The following is a 15,240-nucleotide window of genomic DNA, read 5'->3' as shown; positions in this document are numbered from 1 at the left end:
CGCCGAAGCGGGTTTAGATATAGTTTATTCAGTTTGCTAACTCTGACTTACTGACATCGCCCCAAGTGTGAACCCAGATACGTCGCACAACCTACCGCGCCAATATCCACCACTAGTCGGCACTGGCGTAACACCAGAGTAATGCTGAGCATCTTTGAGATGAATGAAAACAGTCTTGTTGCTATCAGGATCACTGTAGATATTCTCAGACATCCACTTCATCTCTCTTGAAAGAGTATTTGAGACAGAGTCCTCTGCATGGTCATCCCGATGCAGTAAATTTGCGAGATAGTCAAAATACTCTTTTCCAGAGATAAGCTGCCCAGATATTAACGTCCCACCAACAGTGAGTGTGATGCCGAAGCCAATCCCTGGATTTTCGTTAAACAGCCCCACTAAAGTAGCTAAGTGCCCATCAATTACAAAACCATCGTGCTGAGCGGCTTGCTCATTCAGGGTATTGCTAGCACCTACATCTTTGCTCATACCAAGCTCCATTTGATGACAAAAATACACATTACATCCGGTTCAATTGTTCATCAACCCACCAGTCCCCATCCCCTGCAGCTCGGTGACCATCTCGCTGACGGGCGTTGCCTCGCTGCCGCCATCCTTCTCGAGCCGATCGGCTTCGGCGGTCAGCTTGCGGGCAGCAGCCCGGATGCGCCGAGTATCTTCCTCAATCTTCGGCACACTCACCTCGTCGATGCGCAGGGCGCTCAGGGTCCGCTCGATGGACTCAATCCGCTGGATGTTGCGGTCTAGGGCCTGCTCTGCTTTCAGGATCTTGTCGTAAAGCGCTATCCGGTCGGTCATCTCGGTGGCAGTGACCAGGTCCTGCTGCAGCCCCTTGAGCAGCTTGGTGACGGAGATGACGCGAGCCCGGGTGAAGTCCAGCTCGTCGCGCAGTTGCAACTCGCGGGCCTGGTCGAACAGCTCCTCGGCATCGAGGTACTTGGCATAACCGCCGTGGGTCTTGGCTATCTGCATGCCCGGCTTGATGTTGGCTGGCGGGTTCGGGTTGCCCTCGTACTCGCCACGGACGAAACGGCCGGAGCCATCACGCCCTTTGTTTTTCGAGGTCTGGTCAGGCTCGGGCTGGGATTGTGTCGATGAGGATGGCTTCTCCCCTCTTCGCTCTCCCCCTTTGGCCTTGGCCTCATTCCCTTTGGCTTGCGCACTTTGCGCAGATTGCGCAGTTTTGCGCACTTCGGAATGCGCAGATTGCGCAGCTACGCGAGATTTGTCAGGTTGCGCAGGGGATTGCCCCCGGGATTTCAAATAGCGACGCGCCGAGTTGTAGTTCAGGCCGCGGCTGTCACACCAGTCTTTCGCACTGATGCCGGTCGCTTCATGCTCCTGCAGGAACTCTGCATTGAGCTGTGCCCAGTCGGTCTTTGCCATTTAGAGGGATAACTCGCCTTCCACAACTGCATCACCTGGTGCCGGCTGATGGGTAGCCGTGAGCTCGACGGTGACGCCAGTATTGAGCAGCACCAAGGCGGTGCCTTCTTCGTGGGACAGGACGCAGCGCACAACGCCGGTCGCCAGCCCCTCCATTTCCAGTTCTTCGTTCCAGTGCATGCCGTCCCCCACAAAGAGAAACCCCGCCTATCGGCGGGGCTGTGTGGCTGAGAGGGAATCGTAAGCCCGCTCGCAGGCTAGTCCTGATGCTCGAGCTCTGTCATACGCTGCTGCCAGCTCACCCGCTCTTTCGTCAGCCCTGCCGAGCAGGTCGGCGAGCACCACGGCAGGCTGTTCAGCTGCCTGGCTTCCTTGGGTAGGGCTGGGATGGCTGGCGCACTGACTTGCTCTGGCTGCCAGGCGGCGGGCTTGCTCGCGCAGCCGGCCAGACTCAACGCCAGCAGCAGCGGCATCAGCCTGCGCTTGGGCGATTTCTTCTTGTGCATGGTCTCTCACCTCATCGATTTCAGCCTGCCGGCGTTGCTCCTCCTCCCGGGCCTCCAGCTCTGCCTTGGTCCTGGCAGTAGCGAGGCGGGCAGCCTCTTCATTCCACTTCGCCTGCCAGGCCTTGCGCTCCCCCTCCTCCCCAGCCGCATGACCGGAGCGATAGAGCGCCACCCCACCGCCTGCCAGGGCGGCTATCACCAAAGCGCCAGCCAGGAACGGCACAGCCTTGCTCTGCGGAGTCATCCCCATCATGCCCCCTTGCACTTCGCATTGAGGCGCAGCCGGTCTTTCCAGAGCCCGGGGCATACCCGGTTCCCCGGCGCCGAGCAATCCTGATTGCCGGCACGCTTGAACAGCAGGATCGCCTCACAGGCCCCGGGGTAGTCGCCAGCGTTCAGGCGCTTCACGATGGTGGAGCGGCAGAAGGCGCCGGGACCGATGTTGTGGGAGAGCTCGACATAGGCGTCGAACTCATACTGGTGGAGGGGAGCATGGATACAGGCCTTGAGGGAATCCTCGAACACCCGCACCTCCCGCAGGCTCCGATTCACAGCAGCAACAGGGGTGATGGTGTCGCCCATCCTCACCCCTTCAGTGCTCCCGAACCCGATGGTGGGGAGCTTGGTGCCGTGTACCGGGTCGGGGTAAGCCACCGGCCCCCACCCCTCCCGATTCAGGATCCCCACAAAGCCGGCGGCGCTCAGCGTGAGAGCTGCGATTGCGATGCGGACCTTGCTCACTATGCACCTCCCTGCTGGCGGCGCGGCTTGATGATGTTCGACCAGATAAACCAGCCCATCTGAACCGCTATCCACATCAACGTGGCGGCCAGTACCCAGTCATTGAGCGAATACCCGGCCAGCGTCATGCCGGACACCACTACCGGCGGCGCGCTCTTTGCCACCCCCGCAGCGGCCGCAGCCGTCGCGAGCTCTTCTTCTTTCCCCATGCATCGCTCCTCCAGAAACGACAAAGCCCGCACGAGGCGGGCCAGAAATGAAAAAGACCAGGGTCACGGGGACTCTGGCCATCTTCTAGAGATGCTAACGCTATGAGGTTGGGCTTTCAACTCTTCATTTAGATGAAGGCCACCACTTCCAGCCCCTTTTCGAATCTAGGGTCTCACGGGCTAAAGCTTTCATTTTAACCCCACCATCCATTGCAGCGTTGATTGCATTTTTTATTTCATCCCTACTAGAACTTAATTCATCACGTGCCCGTTCATAACGTTCTTTTGCATCATCTTCTAGGCAATATATATCCTTATTGTACGAAGATAGTTTGCCATGATAACTCCGCAACATAACATAAATTTGCTCATCTATCCAAAATCGATTCTTCCCCATCAATACTGATGATGACTCAACAATTTTATTTAAGCTATCGACATATGGCATAAAATCTTTCTTTACAACAGCATCTACGGCCTCTTTTCCCAATTTTTGAAATGCCATTATAATTATATCTCTAGCCTCATCGAATGAAATACTCTGACCTAACTCAGGAACGTTTTCGATGCCATGCTTCCTCATCTCCCTTACTAGTATGTCACTAAACCTGTATGGGGAATGAAGTACCATGATCTCAAACTCTGCCAACGAATCACAAACAGCAGTTAACCTCACAACCTTTTGCTTTTGAAATTCATCAGAAAATGCTTGTCCGCTTTTGTACCTCTCAAGCATTTTACTGACTTGATATCCAACAAGTAACAGTATCGCTCCAATTAATAGCTTATCAATAACCAATAAGCCCACTTGTGAATTCATAAAACCTAAGAACCCCATAATTCTCCTAGCAGTTTTACCGATAATACTTATAATTTTAATGACATGATTTTTATCATATCGCTCGCATTTTATCTAATGTTACAAACATATTTCAGGTTCAATGCACACACTACTAATATTGCCATTTCATCGTATGTTTTTCCGATACTGCTCTACCCGCTGCAGGAAGTAGGCCTGCATCTCCCCCTTGTAGTTCCCGGCCTCGCTCTCGGCTGGGATCTTGATCTCGGGGTTCCTTTCCTTCCATACCGCATAGGCGGCGGCCTTCTCTACCTCGACCTTCTCCTGCTCGTCTTTCGGCAGGGAGCACAGATTGAATGACATTGGCGACTCCACGCATAGGGCACCTGCCGATATTACCCGAATCCGGAGCCAATCGCTCCACGGTGATCTTCGCCATGGGTATCGTTATACTGTGTTTATATACAGCATTGTGAGCCTAAAACCATGTTTGCAGTTCCCGACCTCGACGCCCCAGCGTTGGAAATCCCGTTGTTCCTCTCTCCTGCCGCCTGTGGCTTCCCGTCCCCCGCCCAGGACTATGTGGAACAGACCATCGACCTGAACCAGCTATGCATAGCGCACCCGGCCGCGACTTATTACGTTCGGGCAGCCGGTGACAGCATGGTAGAGCACGGGATCCACGATGGTGACATGCTGGTCGTAGACCGCAGCAGCAAGCCAGTGCATGGCAGTGTGGTTGTTGCGGCCGTAGATGGCGAGTTCACTGTGAAGCAGCTCCAGCTCAGCCCCTCAGTCTGCCTCCTACCAGGGAACCCTGCCTATCGTCCCATCCACTTCAGTGACGGGCAGCACTTGGAGATCTTCGGTGTGGTTACCTTCGTCATCCACAAGATGCCCGCGCCATGAACAAGAGCTGCGCCGTTGCCCTGGTTGATGTGAACAACTTCTACGCCTCCTGCGAACGGCTGTTCCGGCCTGATTTGAAGGGGCGGCCCATCGTCGTGCTCTCCAACAACGACGGCTGCGTGGTGGCCCGTTCGGCGGAGGCCAAGGCGCTCGGCATCAAGATGGGGGTGCCCTACTTCCAAATCCGCCAGTTCTTCGAGGCCATGGGCGGGGTCTGGTTCTCCAGCAACTACGCGCTCTACGGTGACATGAGCCAGCGGGTGATGAGTATTCTGGAGGGGATGGCCCCGGCTGTGGAGGTCTACAGCATCGACGAGGCCTTCATTGAGCTGAGCGAGTCCTGGGCCGGTGACCTGGTGGAGTACGGGCGACAAGTCCGCGAACGGGTGCAGCAGTGGACCGGGCTGGTCGTTGGGGTCGGCATCGGCCCCACCAAGACGCTCGCGAAATTAGCGAACTACGCAGCCAAGAAGTGGCCGGCCACCGGGGGCGTGGTGGATCTGCGGGATGAAGCGCGGCGCGCCCGGCTGATGGCGATCACCCCGGTGGAAGAGATATGGGGCATTGGTCGGCGGCTCACCGCCAAGCTGGAGGCCCAGGACATCAAGACCGTGGCCGACCTGGTTGCCGCTGACCCGAAGAGCCTCCGCCGCCGGTATGGCGTAGTCGTAGAGCGCACTGTGCAGGAGTTGCGGGGGATCCCCTGCGCCGAGCTGGAACAGGAGGCGCAGGCCAAGCAGCAGATCATCTGCAGCCGGAGCTTCGGCGAGCGCATCACCCAGATCGGCCCCATGCACCAGGCGCTGGCCGGCTACATGGAGCGGGCCGCCGAGAAGCTCAGGGGGGAAGGGATGTGCTGCCGTCATGTCACCCTGTTCATTCGCACAAGTCCGTTCAGCGACCGAGAGCCCTACTACGGCAACCAGGTGAGCACCAAGCTGGCGATGCCCACCCATGACACCCGGGCGCTGCTGGCCCTGATCCCGGAGCTGCTCCCCCGCATCTGGCGCGACGAGCAGCGATACCAGAAAGGGGGCGTCATGCTGGCCGACTTCACTCCCGCCAACATGCAGCAGGGCGACCTGTTCGCAGCGGAGCAGCAATCGCCCCGCAGCGAGGCACTGATGCAGGTCATCGACAAGATCAACCAGGGGCGATTGGGATCGGTTTACTTTGCCTCGAGGGGCCGGGATACCCGGGAGTGGATGATGAAGCGGGAGCAGCTCAGCCCCCGCTACACCACCTGCATCAGCGAGCTCCCCGAGGTGAAGGCATAGCCTTGGAAAGGCGGGCCAGCTTTGAGTGCAGGACATTGAGCTTGAAAGATTGTGAACCTTGAGGCGGTTCGGGGTGGATGGCCAGGACCTTGATAAACACTCGCTTTGAGCTTCTCTTGCCCACCTCACGCTTGCAGCTTCTCGACTCCGCCAGCGTCTCCACATAGCGGAGTGACCGGAGGTAGACGACCGCCTCGCGAGCAACCTCCGCAGGTATGCCCAGCCGTTCGGCCACCTCGTGAAAGTCAAAGAAATCGCCGTGTAGCAGCCCCCAACCAGCGACCTGAAGAGCGGTAGGTTTCAACTTGCTTTCCATGCGCGCAGCCTAATGAATGAGGGATGTCAAGGTCCCGAATCTGACCCAGACTCCGAGACATAGCTAAGTTCACAGAAAGCAGATTAGCCGACAATGGACTCGTTTTCCCTGAATCCCTTACGTAACAGGGCATGCAGAGTGATTTTGCTACGAAAATCACACGGTTTTTGCAAGCAAAAAAAGTTCAATAAAATTACTGCGCACAAAAATCAGACTTGCATTTACCGGATCAATCTGATGTAAGCCCACTCGCCGTGAGCGTCCACTAACCCCCATCCCAAAGCCCACACCTTATCCACAGCTTATGGGTTATTCACAGATTGCAATGCCGCGACGACCTCACTATCTTGTAGTTCGCATTGAAAACAACACTATATCTTGGGTTTACAGCTCAAGAAGCTAAGCTCAGTGACACCGAGCAGGTATCAAAAAAGGAGATATGGGATGAGGCAATACGTGAAAATTTATCCACCGCCGTGCAAGGAGAAACGATATGGCGAAATCAAGACGCTCGATAGGGCGACGAAGTGCGGCTTCGGCCGAAAATGCAAAGACCCCACAGCTTGCAACTGCAGGGCCTTCGAAGCTAGCTGATAAGCTACTTGCAATAGCTAACTCAGCAGAATCAGTCCTCAAGCTAGCCAACGCGTGTATCAAACTTGTCAGGCTTGCTATAGATGTTTATAAGCATCTCGAGGACAAAATCACCTAAATCCAAGGGCCTTCGGGCCCTTTTTTACACCTTTAACTTACGATTCGTTAGTCAAACGTGTAACTGGAATCATGGACAATCATGACCTAGCCGTCAACAAAATTATAGCACTATCTGTGCTACACCAACGCTTAGAAAAAGCAAAAAATAGTCAATATTCAACAAGTTACACCATACACCTTTGCCTCGCAAATTTTGCGTTTCGCAAAATTCCATTCTGCATGGTGTATGATGATTGCCTACGTCGCCCGCATCTCCCTCACCTGTCGGTCCATGAGCTTGGACAAGTCTGACGCTTGGTGGATCACGTCATCGACCACTTTCTCAACGAGCTGGCGCATCTCCTGCCCGAACCGGCGCGACACCAACTCTACGTGTGGCTCGACCCGGCCGGTGCCTTGGCACTTGGGGCAGTCGTCACCCTTACGCGGGCGGATCCCGGTGCCATTGCAGTGCGGGCAACGCCCTGACCGGAGCATCTCGGCGACACAGTGGTCGCGGGCCAACTGCAGGATCTCGTTCCGCTCGGCCAGCAGGCGCTGGTACTCGTGGTCATTGCCGGACCGGTGGGCGCGCTTGGCCTTCTCCATCACCACGGCGGCCCGGCGGCGCTCCTTGTCATAGTGAGGGTGAGACAGCACCAAGTGCTCCAACTGCTCAGGCAGCGGGCGGCGCAGCAGGATTGCCATGGCCATACCACCGGCCTCGTCACTGTCCAGCGTGGCGCTGAAGTGGGCCAACAATGACGCCAGGGCTTGCTCATCCCCCAGGTGGTCAGCCATGAGGAACTGGAGTCCTTGCGGGTTGCTCTTTGCGGCCACCTGCAGGGCCCCCAGAAACTCCTCCCTCCCCAGCGTGCTGGAGCGACCAGACGAGGGTTCATGTAGTGCGCCTTTCGGCGAGAAAAGGCGCAGAGCCATTTCGATAGCGTGGGTCATGGTTTGGTCCTCTGGTCTGGGTCCTGATTGAAGGCGGCAAGCAGCCAGGCGCGCAACTGGCCGGATTTGATGTGCTCCGGGGTAACTTCCAGTACGGTCCACCCGAGCAAGGTGGCCTCGTTCATCTTGGCCCGGTCCTCTACGAACCCCCTCCCCCGGGTATGCCGGCCACCGGAGTGGATCCCGCCGTGGACCTCAAGGGCGACCATGCGGGTGGGCCAGGCATAGTCGAAGCGCCATTTGCGCTTGGGGTGAAACAACAGCTCGGTGGCGGGGTCAGGAAGGCCGACCAGTTGGCTCAGCACCTTGTCGTGCAGAGAAGTGACCTGCTGGGCTTTCTTGACCTTGTTCACCACGGCCTTGGCTTTCGGGTTGTTGCCGAGCAGGCGGCTGGCGGCGATAGCGGAGAGGTGGATCATGCAGTCCCCTTCACACTGACGAGCCCACGCACCACCCAGCTGTGCAGCTGACGGGTCAGGGCGCTATAGGTGACCTCTTCACGCTCCCCGGGCTGCCAGTCGTAGGCAATACGGCCATCAATGGCGTCATGGCAAGCACAGCACGCCTCAACCGCCACCAAATCATCCCCCTTGAGGGCCATTCCATGCGGGGCGCTTGGCAGGTGAGCCAGCACCGTGGTTTCGGAGCCACCGATGCAGACCCCGGCAAGCTGGATCTTGCAGAGCTGGCCGCGAGCGCCATCGCGCAGGTCGCTGGAGCGGATTGGGCTGGTCTCGAATCTCATCCGGCAAACCCCATCAGCTGGGCGCAGGCGTTCTCAGCCTCCTCCTCGGTGGCAAACTGCTTGCTCAGCACATAGCGCCAGCAGACCCCGAACACAGCCCGGTACAGGTCGGAGAACTCAGTCTGATCCATCTTGGCAAAGCTGACGCTCTTGGCCTCCTTGCGCATGCCGCCATCCGGCAGCATCACCACGGTGTAATAACCGGCCTCGACGGTGAGCCACTTGCGCATCACCTCAAACGACTTCTCAGCCTGGGGGCCGTGGCGCTCGATACGGCTGCTGGCCAGCTGGTCGATAAACTCATCCTTGGCCTTGTTCAGCACGTTGCCAGCGCCGAACTGGGCGAGGTAGCGAACGAACCGGGACAGGATCCCCTGCTCGGCTGGCGATACCATGCCGCCAGTTGGCTCCCAGTAATCGAAAGTCAGGTTGAGCAGGGCGAAGAAGCGGCGATGAAACGCCAGGTTGCGGCGCCCCTTGCCCTTGGCCAGGATGGTGGTACCGATCGGCATCAGCTTGATGGCTTCGGCATCGGCCGGAGTGGACGGGGCAAGTACCCCGCCGGACATTTTCAGAAGGGTGAGTTCCATCCTCACCCCCGCTTGGCTTTGTTGCGGCGCTTGGAGGCGGCACGCTGACGCTGTGCGGCCCGGTCATTGCGCGGGTTGGGGATGCAGAAGCCATGGCCAGGCTTGAAATCAAGCGGGTTGAACCAGGGCGATTGGGCAGCAGTGGCGGCCAGAACGGCTGCGATAGCGTGGGTGAATCTCATGCTGCCACCGCCTTAGCCGCTACGGCCTCGGTAGTGGGGAACGGGGTCAGGTGGTAATGCCACACCTGCTTGCCGTCGATGACCTGTTTGCTGGAATACTTCGCCCAGCCGTAGCAGCAAACTTCACGCAGTCTGGCGCTGATGGCGGCCTGGGTGTCGGCGTGGCCGTAGCGGCTCCAGCACTCGCGCTCGATGTCGCGCAGGGTGCGGGCCTTGCCGTCGCTCATGATGGATATCACGCGCCCCAACTGGGTCGCGATGGATAGATCTCGGGTATGCGGTTTGGTCATGGTCTGGGTCCTTTGGTCAACGGCCGGGTGGTCTAGGTCCGGCCTGAAACATGTTACGGCGCGATATACCGATTGTCACTGGTTGGCAAGGCCCTCCCCTTCGAAGTTATCCACAGCCCCAAACGAAGCATCACACCGCAACGCCAGCACTGGCGCGGCTCTCAGCCGTGCGGCTTCCTCCGCCACTCGCTCCGGCGTCGTGCTCTGCACCAACCAATGCCCTGCGCCACGCTGCTGATCGGTGTATCCAAGCGCATCGATCTCGTCGGCGACCTCGAGCTGCACCCGCTCCCCGCACCAACCCCGCACGGCGGGATAGATCACCACCCGGCAGAACTTCGCGGCCACGACCGCGGCGATCACGTCAGGATTGAACATCGGACAGCCCTCCCCGCTTGAACAGCGCCTTGAGACTTTTCACGCCTCGCTGGCCGGTCTGCTGGTAAAACTCAGGGCTGTGCTGGATCTGCTCCCGCGACGGCAACCCCTTGCGCACCTGGGCCCCCAGGTCCTCCCCGGCGACAACACGGCGCAGCAACTGCGCGTAGGCCTGCTCGAACACCGGGCGGTAGGCGTCAAGGCTCAATGTCTGGCGCTCCCAGCTCGTCGCCTTGGCGGCCAGCTCCACGGCGGGATGGGTAAACCGGCGGGTGCGCACTTCGACCAGCGCAGTATCCAGTGTCGGCAGCCCCAGCGACTCCGGCGTGATCTGGCACCACCGGATAAACCTGCTGGTGCTCGGAAACCACTCTCCACCCTGGCTGCGTGCAGTGCGCATTCCCTGGCTTAGCTGATCACGGCTGGTGCAGTTGGCCTCGACCAGCGCCACGGTCCACTCTCGCAACGCCCTGGCCTGCATCTCGGGATTGGGGAAAGCCCGCTGCCAAGCAGGAAAGATCACCTTGAGCTGCTCGAACAACTTGGCGACCACCTGGGTATCCTGCTCGGTTACCACCGCAGCAACCGGGCGAACCGGCACGGGAGGCAGCTCGCTCGGCATGCTGGCCAGGACTTCGCTCAACGGTTTCATGGTCATCAGTACCCCTCCTGGATCAGCTGGTTGAGCTTGTCGGCGGTCATGGTCTTGGTCAGATCCCACTCGTCCCCGCGCGCTGGCTGGCGCACCACCCCGGCACGCTTGGCGGTGAGCTTGTCCCACTGCTTGCGCAGGGTCTTGGGGCACAGCACGTTGGCTGACCAGAACGGGTCGAGGTTGGCCCACTTGAACAGCGAGCAGATTTCGTGATGGGTGTACCCCAGTTGGGTGCGCATCAAGCGGATATCGTTCGCCCACTGCGCCCAGTTGGGGGCCTTGGCAGTCGGGTTCACCACCAAGACCTTGCCGTGAATGAACTCGGCTGCCGTCAGGTCATCCTGGGTACCCCAGAACTTTCCACTCGGGGTCTGCACGGCGGCATCGGGTCGGATCTTCTCGACAGCAGCAGAAACCGATTCAACAGCTCCGGCGTCGGGGGGCGCGTCAGCGTTCTTCGACGAAGAGATCTTTATCTGTTCTTTTCTTTTGTAGTTTTCTTTTGTTGTGGACGGATTTCCGTGATTCGAATCTCGGATTTCCGTGATTTTATTCACGGATTTCCGTGATGCTTTCACGGATTTCCGTGCGGCATCTCTGGACTCAATTTTGTCCGAAATCCATTCAGAAATGACCTTGTTTACCGCCACCATGAAGAAGATGCCACTCCCCCGCTCTATCTTCAGGATGTTGCGCTTCTCCAGCTCCACCACTGCATCCTTGATGCGATTACTATGAAGGCCTGTCAGCTCAGCCAGATAACCGGTATGAACGCGATCCTTCGCCTTACGGTAGCCATAGGTTTGACGAATCACAGCCATTACCACCTGACTCTGTGTGCCGCTCATCTTGGTGCGCATCAGCGCATCCAGAAGCTCATTGGCAACACGGGTAAACCCATCATCAAGATCTGCGACCACGCGGGCCTCCTTCTGAGGGGGGTTATGTGGGGCGCTCGGCCCCGGGAATTTGATAACGGCGCTCATGCGGCCTCCTCCTGCGCATCTGCGCACATCTCTGGCAGGTTTGCGCGCACCAGGGCGGCAGCCAGTGGCGGGCACACGGCATTGCCGCAGCGGGCCACCTGCGCTGTCTTGGTGAACTTCTTGCCGGTGGCGTCGTGATCGATCACGTAGTCGGCCGGGAACCCCTGGGCGGCGAACAGCTCATGGGGTTCGAGCATCCGCATGCCGATATCGACGATCTGGTAATCCTCGCCGCGCACGGTGACCAGACCGAATCGGTCCCGGGTGGTCACGGTATGCAGTGGCTCAGAGCAGGGGATGGTTGAGTCGGTTCCGTAATACTTGAGCAGGAAGGCCCGCACCTCGCCGATGTGCAGTCCCCCGGCGGTGACGGTGGGCATGGGTTCGGTTACTGGCTGGCCGTGCTGACAGGTGCCGCGCAGTTTTACCAGGTGGCTGGTGACCAGCGCATTGTGGTCAACAGTGGTCACGGTCGGCAGCGGCTGGGTCAGCTCGGCACCCACGACGCCTGTGTAATGCTTGGCCAAGAAGGCAGACACCAAGGCAAAGTGACCTCCCTTTACCTGGGCGCAGATGGTGCGCAGCGGCTCATCTGCAGGCATGTTGCGCTGATGGCTGGCGTTGGCGAACTCGGTGATGAAGGGGGCAAGCGCTGAAGTGTGGCCTACAGGCACGATAAACGGCTGGGCTGTCTCGATGACGAACCGCTCCAGCCCCTTGGCAATCCGGCGCAGGGTATTCTCGGCCAGCGGCCGCTTGCGCTCGAAGATAGAGGGACACGGGATCGACCAGTCGATCACGTCAGCAGCGGTTGGCCACGGCAGCAGCTTGCCCGCTTTCACCTCGGCACTGGCTGGATCGCCATGGGTCGGCTTGGGCCACACGATGGGGGCGCCATCCCGGCGGGCGATCAGAAACAGGCGCTTGCGGATGGTGGGGGTGCCGTAGTCGCAGGCGCGCAGCTCCCGCCACTCCACCTTGTAGCCCTGGCGGCGCAGGGCGTTGATGAAACTGTTGAAGGTGCGGCCCTTCTTGGCCGGGTCCGGGCGAGCGTTACCCTCAGCGTCGATCAGCAGCGGGCCCCAGGTCTGAAACTCCTCGACGTTCTCCAGCATGATCACCCGGGGGCGAACAGTCGCAGCCCAACGCAGGGTGACCCATGCCAGCCCCCGGATCGTCTTGCTGACCGGGGTCGAACCCTTGGCCTTGGAGAAGTGCTTGCAGTCGGGAGACAACCAGACCAACCCCACAGGGCGGCCGGCCACCACATCACGCGGCACGATGTCCCACACCGATTCGCAATAGTGCTCGGTGACTGGGTGGTTGACGGTGTGCATGGAGATCGCGTCAGGGTCGTGGTTGATGGCGATCTCCGGGCTGCGGCCCAGCGCCATCTCGATCCCGGTAGACGCCCCGCCGCCACCGGCGAAGTTGTCCACGACGATCTCATTGAAGAGGCTGAAGGTGTTGCGACAGACAGCAGCCAGTGGCGATTTACGCATGAGCCACCTCCTGCTCGGTGTACTCACAGGTGGGGCACTCGTAGGCGCGGTCATTGGTGCCGGACTGCAGATCACTGCCGCACAGTGGGCAGTGGTTGAGGTCGTTCAGCAAGGGGTGGCCCCCATGGGCCATGGTTGAATTGGTCATTGCTGGGTCCTGTTGTGTTGCTGCCCGGTGGTGAGACGGGCCAAAGAGGGTTATGCGCTGGGTTGTGCTTCGGCACGCTCCAGGGTGCGGGCTTCCAGCTCGCGGGCCAGGCGGACGGCTTGGCGATCGGTGCCAGCGGCGTGCGCGGTCGAGATCAGCGGCTCGTCGAGGGCTAGGGCCAGCTCGTGCATGACCGACTTCAGGATGATGTTGTCGCGATCGCTGACGTGCTGGGATGCCGGGCGCGGCGGACGGTGTTGCATGGTCATGGGTTACCTCCCGAGGACAAAGTTGATGAGTTTTTGCAGGGGGCGCAGCGGGCGCTCCTCGTTGTAGGCGGCCTCGTCTTCTTGGCTGAACTGGAGCAGGCCGCGCTCGGGCAGGCCGGAGCCCTCCAGGATCTCCTCGACGGTCACGGGCGGAAAACCCTGCTCCAGCAAGCTCCGATTGGCCCGTTTAACGGCCCTCGCCAATATGGTGGGCTCGTGCTGAGATATGGCCTGGAGCAGGATCAGCAGCGAGGTGCGGGCAAATGCGGTTTCGGTCATGCCACACTCGGCGCCTACTTCCTGCCATACCTGGCGCTGAGCTGGGGTGCCGCGCACCCGCAGCGGGGAGCGGGTGCTCATATTTTCATGATCGGGGAGCGATACTCTTCCCATGGGGTTGGTCCTCTATGTTGGGTGGAAAAGCTGGCCGGTGGTCAGGCGGCCTGCTGGGTAGAATGGTCTTGCTCCTTGAGCAGGGGGTAATCCTCCAGGCCCAGCCGCAGCTCGCCGTTGCTGGCGATGACAAAGCTGACTGCATGCTGGGCAGGGATCACCTCCCCCCACTTCACGGCAAGACTGCGGGAAATACCGATCGCTTTCATGGCGCGGGCCATATTGCCGAAATAGCCGATTACTTCATGTTTCTTCATTGGTCTGGGTCCTGTGCATGGTGACATGCAAATGATGTCCTCTATAGAGAACGATGTCAATCTTCAACGTCTCCCAAAGTGATCAGTCAAGGAATTACAATTTAGTCTCTAAAGAGAACAAGAGGTTATTGATGAAAACTTTCGGGCAACGCCTTGAGGAAAAGCTGCAAGAGTTGGGCATCAGCATGTCTGAGCTTGCGCGCCGTACCGGCTTATCCAAGAGCGTGATTAGCAACACCATCAATAACCCGAATCGTGAAATGCGAGTGTCATCCCTGATTTCCATTGCCAGGGTGCTGAAGGTTGATCCCATATGGCTATACACCGGCCGCAGCAGTGGTGATCTGCTGAACGACATTCAGTTCAATTCGGATAAAGTGCCGGTCTGGACCTTGGATGACGTGGGGAACCTGGCAACAGATATGCTGCCGAACATGAATAGCGGGCGGTATGTGGTGGCAGAGAACCAAAGCCACAGCATTGCCATCGAGGCCACAAACGATCACCTATCAAAATCAGGCATTGTGGCCGGTGACATCTGCATCTTCAGCTTGGCTGACCGCACTCCAGAGGAGGGTGCTGTAATGCTGATCAGGCTCGAAAAGAATGATCAAGCGCGGCTGCTAAGGGCAATGTCGGGGATTGATGGATGGGTTTACGGTGTAGACGATCCAAGGCTTGGCACGGTCACATCCAGTGAGGCTATCGTGCTTGGCAAGTTGTCAGAACTGAGGCGCAACGAGATCAAGTAACCCCCCTCTCCTCTCCCTCCCCTTAACCCGCTTCGGCGGGTTTTTTGTTGTTCAAAAAAAATATCGTTTATTTTAGAGATCGATGTTGACCAATCGTTCTCTAAAGAATACAGTTTGCACATCGTCCTCTTGAGAGAACGACCAAAGCCGGGAGCAACAAGGGGCAGCGTGGAAGGCGGCCAATCGTGGTGAAGGTCTTGGGAAACCTCCCGCTCTGGCGGAGTAAAAGGCCAGAACACAACTGGGATTGCATTCCTAACTGGACTTAGGGCGTCAAAC

General features: G+C 58.6%; 26 protein-coding genes. 3 read left to right on the top strand and 23 right to left on the bottom strand.

The genetic code is table 11. The features are described from left to right. Positions 1–36: 36 nt before the first annotated feature. The 8 genes from gvpU to ACWPWQ_RS16725 form a co-directional block, all read right to left on the bottom strand. Complete coding sequence (gvpU, locus tag ACWPWQ_RS16760) at positions 37–486, bottom strand: gas vesicle accessory protein GvpU (RefSeq protein ID WP_454010295.1); 450 nt, start codon at positions 484–486, stop codon at positions 37–39. 42 nt (positions 487–528) lie between these two features. After that, positions 529–1,404 carry a terminase gene (locus tag ACWPWQ_RS16755; protein ID WP_454010294.1) on the bottom strand — a complete coding sequence of 292 codons (876 nt, stop codon included), beginning with the start codon at positions 1,402–1,404 and terminating at the stop codon, positions 529–531. After that, positions 1,405–1,584, bottom strand: a complete 180-nt coding sequence (locus ACWPWQ_RS16750; protein ID WP_454010293.1) for a hypothetical protein — start codon at positions 1,582–1,584, stop codon at positions 1,405–1,407. 27 nt (positions 1,585–1,611) lie between these two features. Beyond that, positions 1,612–2,154 (bottom strand): DUF2514 family protein, encoded by a 543-nt coding sequence (locus ACWPWQ_RS16745; protein WP_454010326.1) that lies wholly within the window; start codon positions 2,152–2,154, stop codon positions 1,612–1,614. Between the two features lie 5 nt (positions 2,155–2,159). Then, entirely contained in the window at positions 2,160–2,651 is a 492-nt protein-coding gene (locus ACWPWQ_RS16740) for a lysozyme (protein WP_454010292.1), read from the bottom strand. Continuing rightward, positions 2,651–2,860, bottom strand: a complete 210-nt coding sequence (locus ACWPWQ_RS16735) for a hypothetical protein (protein ID WP_421279854.1) — start codon at positions 2,858–2,860, stop codon at positions 2,651–2,653. Before ACWPWQ_RS16735 ends, ACWPWQ_RS16740 begins: the two co-directional genes overlap by 1 nt. 124 nt (positions 2,861–2,984) lie before the next feature. After that, positions 2,985–3,698: a hypothetical protein gene (locus tag ACWPWQ_RS16730; RefSeq protein WP_454010291.1), complete on the bottom strand. Its 714-nt coding sequence runs from the start codon at positions 3,696–3,698 to the stop codon at positions 2,985–2,987. A gap of 129 nt (positions 3,699–3,827) precedes the next feature. Next, on the bottom strand, positions 3,828–4,025 hold the full coding sequence (locus ACWPWQ_RS16725) for a DUF3283 family protein (RefSeq protein ID WP_045789812.1): 198 nt from the start codon (positions 4,023–4,025) through the stop codon (positions 3,828–3,830). A 123-nt stretch (positions 4,026–4,148) separates the two neighbouring features. On the opposite strand from ACWPWQ_RS16725, the gene umuD reads away from it, so the two are divergent. Both umuD and umuC read left to right on the top strand, forming a co-directional pair. Further along, positions 4,149–4,571 (top strand): translesion error-prone DNA polymerase V autoproteolytic subunit, encoded by a 423-nt coding sequence (gene umuD, locus ACWPWQ_RS16720; protein WP_042880557.1) that lies wholly within the window; start codon positions 4,149–4,151, stop codon positions 4,569–4,571. Next, positions 4,568–5,848 carry a translesion error-prone DNA polymerase V subunit UmuC gene (gene umuC, locus ACWPWQ_RS16715; RefSeq protein WP_454010290.1) on the top strand — a complete coding sequence of 427 codons (1,281 nt, stop codon included), beginning with the start codon at positions 4,568–4,570 and terminating at the stop codon, positions 5,846–5,848. The genes umuD and umuC overlap by 4 nt, the downstream gene beginning before the upstream one ends. On the opposite strand, the gene ACWPWQ_RS16710 is transcribed toward umuC, so the two are convergent. The 15 genes from ACWPWQ_RS16710 to ACWPWQ_RS16640 form a co-directional block, all read right to left on the bottom strand. After that, the gene (locus ACWPWQ_RS16710) at positions 5,820–6,164 is read right to left on the bottom strand and encodes a hypothetical protein (protein WP_454010289.1); all 345 of its coding nucleotides are present in this window, start codon (positions 6,162–6,164) and stop codon (positions 5,820–5,822) included. The two genes, umuC and ACWPWQ_RS16710, sit on opposite strands and share 29 nt — an antisense overlap. A gap of 951 nt (positions 6,165–7,115) precedes the next feature. Then, positions 7,116–7,814: a TIGR02642 family protein gene (locus ACWPWQ_RS16705; protein WP_454010288.1), complete on the bottom strand. Its 699-nt coding sequence runs from the start codon at positions 7,812–7,814 to the stop codon at positions 7,116–7,118. Continuing rightward, positions 7,811–8,233 carry a hypothetical protein gene (locus tag ACWPWQ_RS16700; RefSeq protein ID WP_454010287.1) on the bottom strand — a complete coding sequence of 141 codons (423 nt, stop codon included), beginning with the start codon at positions 8,231–8,233 and terminating at the stop codon, positions 7,811–7,813. Before ACWPWQ_RS16700 ends, ACWPWQ_RS16705 begins: the two co-directional genes overlap by 4 nt. Further along, positions 8,230–8,559, bottom strand: a complete 330-nt coding sequence (locus tag ACWPWQ_RS16695) for a nuclease domain-containing protein (RefSeq protein WP_270663234.1) — start codon at positions 8,557–8,559, stop codon at positions 8,230–8,232. Before ACWPWQ_RS16695 ends, ACWPWQ_RS16700 begins: the two co-directional genes overlap by 4 nt. Beyond that, positions 8,556–9,149 carry a DUF1367 family protein gene (locus tag ACWPWQ_RS16690; protein ID WP_053288673.1) on the bottom strand — a complete coding sequence of 198 codons (594 nt, stop codon included), beginning with the start codon at positions 9,147–9,149 and terminating at the stop codon, positions 8,556–8,558. Before ACWPWQ_RS16690 ends, ACWPWQ_RS16695 begins: the two co-directional genes overlap by 4 nt. Before the next feature lie 2 nt (positions 9,150–9,151). Beyond that, positions 9,152–9,331: a hypothetical protein gene (locus tag ACWPWQ_RS16685; RefSeq protein ID WP_143237284.1), complete on the bottom strand. Its 180-nt coding sequence runs from the start codon at positions 9,329–9,331 to the stop codon at positions 9,152–9,154. Then, a complete protein-coding gene (locus ACWPWQ_RS16680) occupies positions 9,328–9,621 on the bottom strand; it encodes a hypothetical protein (protein WP_454010286.1) in 294 nt (97 codons plus the stop codon). The genes ACWPWQ_RS16685 and ACWPWQ_RS16680 overlap by 4 nt, the downstream gene beginning before the upstream one ends. Positions 9,622–9,696: 75 nt before the next feature. Continuing rightward, positions 9,697–9,999, bottom strand: coding sequence for a hypothetical protein (locus tag ACWPWQ_RS16675; RefSeq protein WP_454010285.1), 303 nt, complete (start codon positions 9,997–9,999; stop codon positions 9,697–9,699). Beyond that, a complete protein-coding gene (locus tag ACWPWQ_RS16670) occupies positions 9,986–10,657 on the bottom strand; it encodes a replication protein P (RefSeq protein WP_429169176.1) in 672 nt (223 codons plus the stop codon). Before ACWPWQ_RS16670 ends, ACWPWQ_RS16675 begins: the two co-directional genes overlap by 14 nt. Further along, positions 10,657–11,640, bottom strand: a complete 984-nt coding sequence (locus ACWPWQ_RS16665; protein ID WP_454010284.1) for a replication protein — start codon at positions 11,638–11,640, stop codon at positions 10,657–10,659. The genes ACWPWQ_RS16670 and ACWPWQ_RS16665 overlap by 1 nt, the downstream gene beginning before the upstream one ends. Further along, positions 11,637–13,142: a DNA cytosine methyltransferase gene (locus ACWPWQ_RS16660; RefSeq protein ID WP_104452582.1), complete on the bottom strand. Its 1,506-nt coding sequence runs from the start codon at positions 13,140–13,142 to the stop codon at positions 11,637–11,639. The genes ACWPWQ_RS16665 and ACWPWQ_RS16660 overlap by 4 nt, the downstream gene beginning before the upstream one ends. Then, positions 13,135–13,290, bottom strand: coding sequence for a hypothetical protein (locus ACWPWQ_RS16655; protein WP_199770457.1), 156 nt, complete (start codon positions 13,288–13,290; stop codon positions 13,135–13,137). Before ACWPWQ_RS16655 ends, ACWPWQ_RS16660 begins: the two co-directional genes overlap by 8 nt. A gap of 50 nt (positions 13,291–13,340) precedes the next feature. After that, positions 13,341–13,559, bottom strand: a complete 219-nt coding sequence (locus ACWPWQ_RS16650; RefSeq protein WP_043129254.1) for a hypothetical protein — start codon at positions 13,557–13,559, stop codon at positions 13,341–13,343. Between the two features lie 3 nt (positions 13,560–13,562). Beyond that, positions 13,563–13,952 carry a hypothetical protein gene (locus ACWPWQ_RS16645; RefSeq protein ID WP_043129255.1) on the bottom strand — a complete coding sequence of 130 codons (390 nt, stop codon included), beginning with the start codon at positions 13,950–13,952 and terminating at the stop codon, positions 13,563–13,565. 41 nt (positions 13,953–13,993) lie between these two features. Further along, positions 13,994–14,209, bottom strand: coding sequence for a Cro/CI family transcriptional regulator (locus ACWPWQ_RS16640; protein ID WP_064339872.1), 216 nt, complete (start codon positions 14,207–14,209; stop codon positions 13,994–13,996). 53 nt (positions 14,210–14,262) lie between these two features. Between ACWPWQ_RS16640 and ACWPWQ_RS16635 the strand changes: the two genes are divergently transcribed. Continuing rightward, positions 14,263–14,961, top strand: coding sequence for a helix-turn-helix domain-containing protein (locus ACWPWQ_RS16635; RefSeq protein WP_235680071.1), 699 nt, complete (start codon positions 14,263–14,265; stop codon positions 14,959–14,961). Positions 14,962–15,240 lie beyond the last annotated feature (279 nt).

This window comes from Aeromonas sp. Marseille-Q7275 (genome assembly GCF_965119515.1).
This window is presented reverse-complemented; position numbering and strand designations above follow the sequence as displayed.

Bases quoted from the DNA above. Each gene is read 5' to 3' on its own strand.
- gvpU (WP_454010295.1), bottom strand. From the start codon at position 486: ATGAGCAAAGATGTAGGTGCTAGCAATACCCTGAATGAGCAAGCCGCT.
- ACWPWQ_RS16755 (WP_454010294.1), bottom strand. From the start codon at position 1,404: ATGGCAAAGACCGACTGGGCACAGCTCAATGCAGAGTTCCTGCAGGAG.
- ACWPWQ_RS16750 (WP_454010293.1), bottom strand. From the start codon at position 1,584: ATGCACTGGAACGAAGAACTGGAAATGGAGGGGCTGGCGACCGGCGTT.
- ACWPWQ_RS16745 (WP_454010326.1), bottom strand. From the start codon at position 2,154: ATGACTCCGCAGAGCAAGGCTGTGCCGTTCCTGGCTGGCGCTTTGGTG.
- ACWPWQ_RS16735 (WP_421279854.1), bottom strand. From the start codon at position 2,860: ATGGGGAAAGAAGAAGAGCTCGCGACGGCTGCGGCCGCTGCGGGGGTG.
- ACWPWQ_RS16730 (WP_454010291.1), bottom strand. From the start codon at position 3,698: ATGGGGTTCTTAGGTTTTATGAATTCACAAGTGGGCTTATTGGTTATT.
- ACWPWQ_RS16725 (WP_045789812.1), bottom strand. From the start codon at position 4,025: ATGTCATTCAATCTGTGCTCCCTGCCGAAAGACGAGCAGGAGAAGGTC.
- umuD (WP_042880557.1), top strand. From the start codon at position 4,149: ATGTTTGCAGTTCCCGACCTCGACGCCCCAGCGTTGGAAATCCCGTTG.
- umuC (WP_454010290.1), top strand. From the start codon at position 4,568: ATGAACAAGAGCTGCGCCGTTGCCCTGGTTGATGTGAACAACTTCTAC.
- ACWPWQ_RS16710 (WP_454010289.1), bottom strand. From the start codon at position 6,164: ATGGAAAGCAAGTTGAAACCTACCGCTCTTCAGGTCGCTGGTTGGGGG.
- ACWPWQ_RS16705 (WP_454010288.1), bottom strand. From the start codon at position 7,814: ATGACCCACGCTATCGAAATGGCTCTGCGCCTTTTCTCGCCGAAAGGC.
- ACWPWQ_RS16700 (WP_454010287.1), bottom strand. From the start codon at position 8,233: ATGATCCACCTCTCCGCTATCGCCGCCAGCCGCCTGCTCGGCAACAAC.
- ACWPWQ_RS16695 (WP_270663234.1), bottom strand. From the start codon at position 8,559: ATGAGATTCGAGACCAGCCCAATCCGCTCCAGCGACCTGCGCGATGGC.
- ACWPWQ_RS16690 (WP_053288673.1), bottom strand. From the start codon at position 9,149: ATGGAACTCACCCTTCTGAAAATGTCCGGCGGGGTACTTGCCCCGTCC.
- ACWPWQ_RS16685 (WP_143237284.1), bottom strand. From the start codon at position 9,331: ATGAGATTCACCCACGCTATCGCAGCCGTTCTGGCCGCCACTGCTGCC.
- ACWPWQ_RS16680 (WP_454010286.1), bottom strand. From the start codon at position 9,621: ATGACCAAACCGCATACCCGAGATCTATCCATCGCGACCCAGTTGGGG.
- ACWPWQ_RS16675 (WP_454010285.1), bottom strand. From the start codon at position 9,999: ATGTTCAATCCTGACGTGATCGCCGCGGTCGTGGCCGCGAAGTTCTGC.
- ACWPWQ_RS16670 (WP_429169176.1), bottom strand. From the start codon at position 10,657: ATGACCATGAAACCGTTGAGCGAAGTCCTGGCCAGCATGCCGAGCGAG.
- ACWPWQ_RS16665 (WP_454010284.1), bottom strand. From the start codon at position 11,640: ATGAGCGCCGTTATCAAATTCCCGGGGCCGAGCGCCCCACATAACCCC.
- ACWPWQ_RS16660 (WP_104452582.1), bottom strand. From the start codon at position 13,142: ATGCGTAAATCGCCACTGGCTGCTGTCTGTCGCAACACCTTCAGCCTC.
- ACWPWQ_RS16655 (WP_199770457.1), bottom strand. From the start codon at position 13,290: ATGACCAATTCAACCATGGCCCATGGGGGCCACCCCTTGCTGAACGAC.
- ACWPWQ_RS16650 (WP_043129254.1), bottom strand. From the start codon at position 13,559: ATGACCATGCAACACCGTCCGCCGCGCCCGGCATCCCAGCACGTCAGC.
- ACWPWQ_RS16645 (WP_043129255.1), bottom strand. From the start codon at position 13,952: ATGGGAAGAGTATCGCTCCCCGATCATGAAAATATGAGCACCCGCTCC.
- ACWPWQ_RS16640 (WP_064339872.1), bottom strand. From the start codon at position 14,209: ATGAAGAAACATGAAGTAATCGGCTATTTCGGCAATATGGCCCGCGCC.
- ACWPWQ_RS16635 (WP_235680071.1), top strand. From the start codon at position 14,263: ATGTCAATCTTCAACGTCTCCCAAAGTGATCAGTCAAGGAATTACAAT.